Source organism: Endozoicomonas sp. SESOKO3 (assembly GCF_024606255.1).
The window spans coordinates 1-3,890 of record NZ_JAHHPR010000654.1 but is presented as its reverse complement, the minus strand read 5'-3'; the positions used below and the strand labels follow the sequence as shown (position 1 = coordinate 3,890).

Genomic DNA, 3,890 nt, shown 5'->3' with positions numbered 1-3,890 from the left:
ACGGGCTAAGGAACAGCCAACGACGTCCGGTATCATGAAAGGCCGGGATCGTTGATGTGGGCATAACGCCAAAGTTGCCATTAAGCACTCCAATGTCGTGAATGGCGTTCAACAAGCCTCGCTCTGCGATCGCGTAAGGGGTGCTACTTCCATCAGGAGTATGAGCGTATTGACCGTAATTTTTTGTCGCCTTGAAGTGGTAGACCCGGTAGGCTTTTTCACCATTAGCATTGTTGATCACTTGTAAACGGTCAGTGAAACTTTGGATACTTTCGGGAAGATCCTTTTCCAATACGATGAGGTACTGACCAAAACGGGGTAGCTGGCTTTTAAAGCGTTTATTAAGCACCCTGGCAATAAATTGATGCATAATGCCCTCTTGCGCCAGCGTGGCTATAGATTCTCCAAGTCGCTGGAATTTATAGTAATCAACGCTCTCACCATTGCATATTGCCAGTGTACGGCCACCCACGACGCTTCCCTTTTCTTCAAATAGCGACAAGGAATGTTGATATTGAGCGCGATAAACCTCTTCAAAGTATGTGCCACCTGCACGGTCAAATTCTGATTGCAACTGACGACTGGCGTCTTTATCTGCAAACTGAAAACCGTAGGCGTGGAGAGACACCAACAGCTTGAATGCCGGAGTATTGGCTTGTTGAAATCTGAGAGGATTTACTGGTTCTGTCAATGCGCTGGAGACATCCAGTTCCGAGAAAAGGGCCGGGTTATTGAGATAAGCCAGAGCATCATCAATTAATTGTCGGGGTACACAATATTTCCAATCCGTCATTAACCGACGTTTGTTTACAACGATCCTGTTAGCCAGAACATGAATAAGCCTTTGTCGGATTGCCGGGTCAGTGCAACACTTCTCCAGATATTCCTTGTCATTAAAACGAGCTAAAAAAAATTGAAAATGTTCAATGTAGTCTATTATGACTTTGGCATTATCGGGCCGTAAACGTCTATCGACAATACGCTGCTCTCCAACATCAAAAGGCTCATACGCGAGCACCATAGCATCTTGCTTCAGCCTTATTTCTTCCGGAAAATGACAGGAATGATCACAAGGAAAATACGCATAAACAATATTCATGATGCGGGTTTTAAAGTCATCACTCGCATTAACTTTATTAAAGAAAAAAGAAACAATCTGCGAATCAAAATGTCGGCTTATTTCTGGTCTACTGATTAACAGGCCTGATAGGGATTCTTTTCCTGTTTCAATCAGCTTCTGAAGCAACGCATCATCTATATTTTTAACAACTAAAACAAAAAAAGGATTAGCTTCTACCAGTCTTCTTAGCAATAAAGCAAGTTTTTCCCCATCATCCCTGTATCTATCTATGCAACATCGATAAACATCAGATAAGGGATAAACTTTTGAACCTTCGATTTCCATCATTACTTCCAATGCTGTCGAAGTAATTTTTATAAGTACTTCTTCAAAAAAGTCAGGATCATTGTCCAGCATCTCATATTCATTATCACCTTGAAAAATATTGATAAAATCATCATAAAAATTGCCACCATTCAGCGAATCCAAAATGGCCTTTTTTGTTATAAACTCATCGGGAACCTCTGATAATCGACACCGACCTTTTGATAATTGCAAAAGGCAGTACTCTTTGTTTTTCTTTCTGATATTTAGCGGCAGATTTCTAAGCTTTATTCTTCCTGAACGGATAAGTTCATCATAAAAATGATCATCTTTAATTTTGTCCGGCAGAACCTCTCTAGACTTTATTTTGGCTCCGATATCCAGGCGCTCATAAATTGGTACTGCCAGTTTCGGCGGTGTACCACGGGGAATGCCATGCAAACTTGAGTATTCAGTCAGAAAGTCAATATCATTTTTTAATTCTTCAGAAAGGGCTTCGTACAAATATCTGAAGCCTGTTTTCCTGACATGAGCCAATAGTACCTGTTTTTTTCTTTCGGGTGTTGCTAATAATACTTTCCTCATGTTATCACTTCGATACATTACGAAAACATCCCAAAGATGATTTCTTATTATTCCTGATACAAGGGTTGAAGATTTGGAATAATCTTCAGGCAATTTTTCTTCAGCACAATAAGAAAGAAAGTCGATTACATCTATAAATTCATCTACTGTGAAACTACCTTCTTTATCCTCCATGAGCCCTTTAATCAGCTCGACTTGTCTGTCACTGAGGACAGCAGTATTTGCACCCTGAATGGCTTTAAGTTTTTTTAATGTTTGTATGGGTTTAGCGGCTTCACAGGTATCTACATCTGAAGCAACGGTTCTGGAGGAAATGCTAACCTTTTTTTGATCTTTTTGTCCTGTTAAGGGATCTTGTGCAGAATCCGCACGATTGACTCCAAATAGCTCAACCCTGACGGTTCTGCCGCTGACATTGCCATCATTCGCTGTAGAATCTTCTGAAACATCGGCTGTAGAACTGTAAGTAGAGGGATTTAGCCCTTGCTTACATGAGGATTGAGATAATTGATCCATCATTGCTCTCCTGTCTTTAATTGTTCTTAATCTTGACGAGGGTGAGCCCACCCAAAGAATACTCTATAACTATTGACCCGTTAATTAAGCGAAGGTTCCAAAAAAGAAGGATTGCAGAGTTGAAAAAAACCGTTGGCCAGGCCTGTGCAACAAAAAACAATGTTAATAGCCTGAAGTGTTGGATGCATGGCCGTCCAGTACAGGGTTTCCTGAGCTGCGCACGTCAGCCATGAGCGGTATGTTGTTTGGCCACTTACCCTTGTTCATAGTAGGTTTATACTTCTGCATGACTACACGCCAAATTGTCTGCATGAACTTGTTCTTTGGAGTCAATACCATGAGACAGAAAGAACACCCTTGCTGCGCTGTGTTGATTGCTGCAGTGGTAACCAGTTGGGCTGCACAGGCATCAACCGCTAATTTATATTTTAAAAGCAATACAGATAACAGCTACTTGGCCAGGCACGTGGATGATGGTTACTGTATGGAAGATTATCCTATGGATGATATTGGTTTCAATGGGCTTAGAACCCGGGTTTCGCCAGGGGCTGTGACGCATATATACTATTCTTCGTCGGTTTTTCACTGCGCATGGCATGGGTCCTGGTTCGATTTCGTTGTCAGTGATGCTCATGGACATAGGGCAGACATAAGGTGGTACAAGCACGCAAGTGGCGACTTACCCTATTTAACGATACGTAGCGACCCCAACCATCTAATTAAACACTGGGATTCAGCGTATCTTGATAACGACCTATCACGAGGAGGGTATTACTCTACGACGATTACCCTGAGCTATTGAAAGCCATATCAAGGCTGTGTCAAAACCAGACGAATTCTCGCTAACCAAGACCTGTCGTTTATCCGGGAGGTCTTGGTTTTTTTGTTGGTTCTTTGAGTCTATAGCAACGTCACCATATACCCGTCAAGGAATGGACGCATCATGAAGTGAAAATCAGGTATAATCGCTACCGCTTTTTCTTCGAATCGATCATCATTACTGATCCGCACCCTGTGTATCAACGTCATTCTCTATTACCCTCCTCTGTGTATTGGTCTGCGAATGCAAAAATTTTGCTTGCAAACAACGTAAGTCCTTTGGCGAGACTGACCAGAGGAAAAACGCCATTATCGGCTCCGAGATTGAGCTGATCGTTGTCATTACGGAAGTCTCTGGGAAATGCTTTCTGCGCGTCCAAAGGATGTAAGGGTTTCGGGTACAGTATTTTGTCCAGATGCCCCGTGCGCTTTAAGTGTTCTGAGTAGCACTCACTGGAAGGGGTAAATGCACAACGGTCTGGTACCTCATCAGGTTGCAGGGCCGTCCAGTACAGAATCTCCTGAGCTGTGCGAGTCAACCATGAACGGTATTTACCATCGTCAAGCTGCATAATTTTTTGCAATC

At 42.5% G+C, this 3,890-nt stretch carries 4 protein-coding genes; all 4 read right to left on the bottom strand.

Translation table 11 applies throughout. The annotated features are described in order from the left end of the window. Nucleotides 1-2,488: hypothetical protein (locus KDK18_RS11495; RefSeq protein WP_257255045.1), on the bottom strand; the 2,488-nt coding region annotated here is incomplete at its 3' end. A 159-nt stretch (nucleotides 2,489-2,647) separates the two neighbouring features. Further along, entirely contained in the window at nucleotides 2,648-2,797 is a 150-nt protein-coding gene (locus KDK18_RS11490; RefSeq protein WP_257255044.1) for a hypothetical protein, read from the bottom strand. A gap of 588 nt (nucleotides 2,798-3,385) precedes the next feature. Then, nucleotides 3,386-3,514, bottom strand: a complete 129-nt coding sequence (locus tag KDK18_RS11485) for a hypothetical protein (protein WP_257255043.1) — start codon at nucleotides 3,512-3,514, stop codon at nucleotides 3,386-3,388. Beyond that, nucleotides 3,511-3,890: hypothetical protein (locus KDK18_RS11480; protein WP_257255042.1), on the bottom strand; the 380-nt coding region annotated here is incomplete at its 5' end. The genes KDK18_RS11480 and KDK18_RS11485, both read right to left, overlap by 4 nt.

Bases quoted from the DNA above. Each gene is read 5' to 3' on its own strand.
- KDK18_RS11490 (WP_257255044.1), bottom strand. From the start codon at position 2,797: ATGCAGACAATTTGGCGTGTAGTCATGCAGAAGTATAAACCTACTATG.
- KDK18_RS11485 (WP_257255043.1), bottom strand. From the start codon at position 3,514: ATGACGTTGATACACAGGGTGCGGATCAGTAATGATGATCGATTCGAA.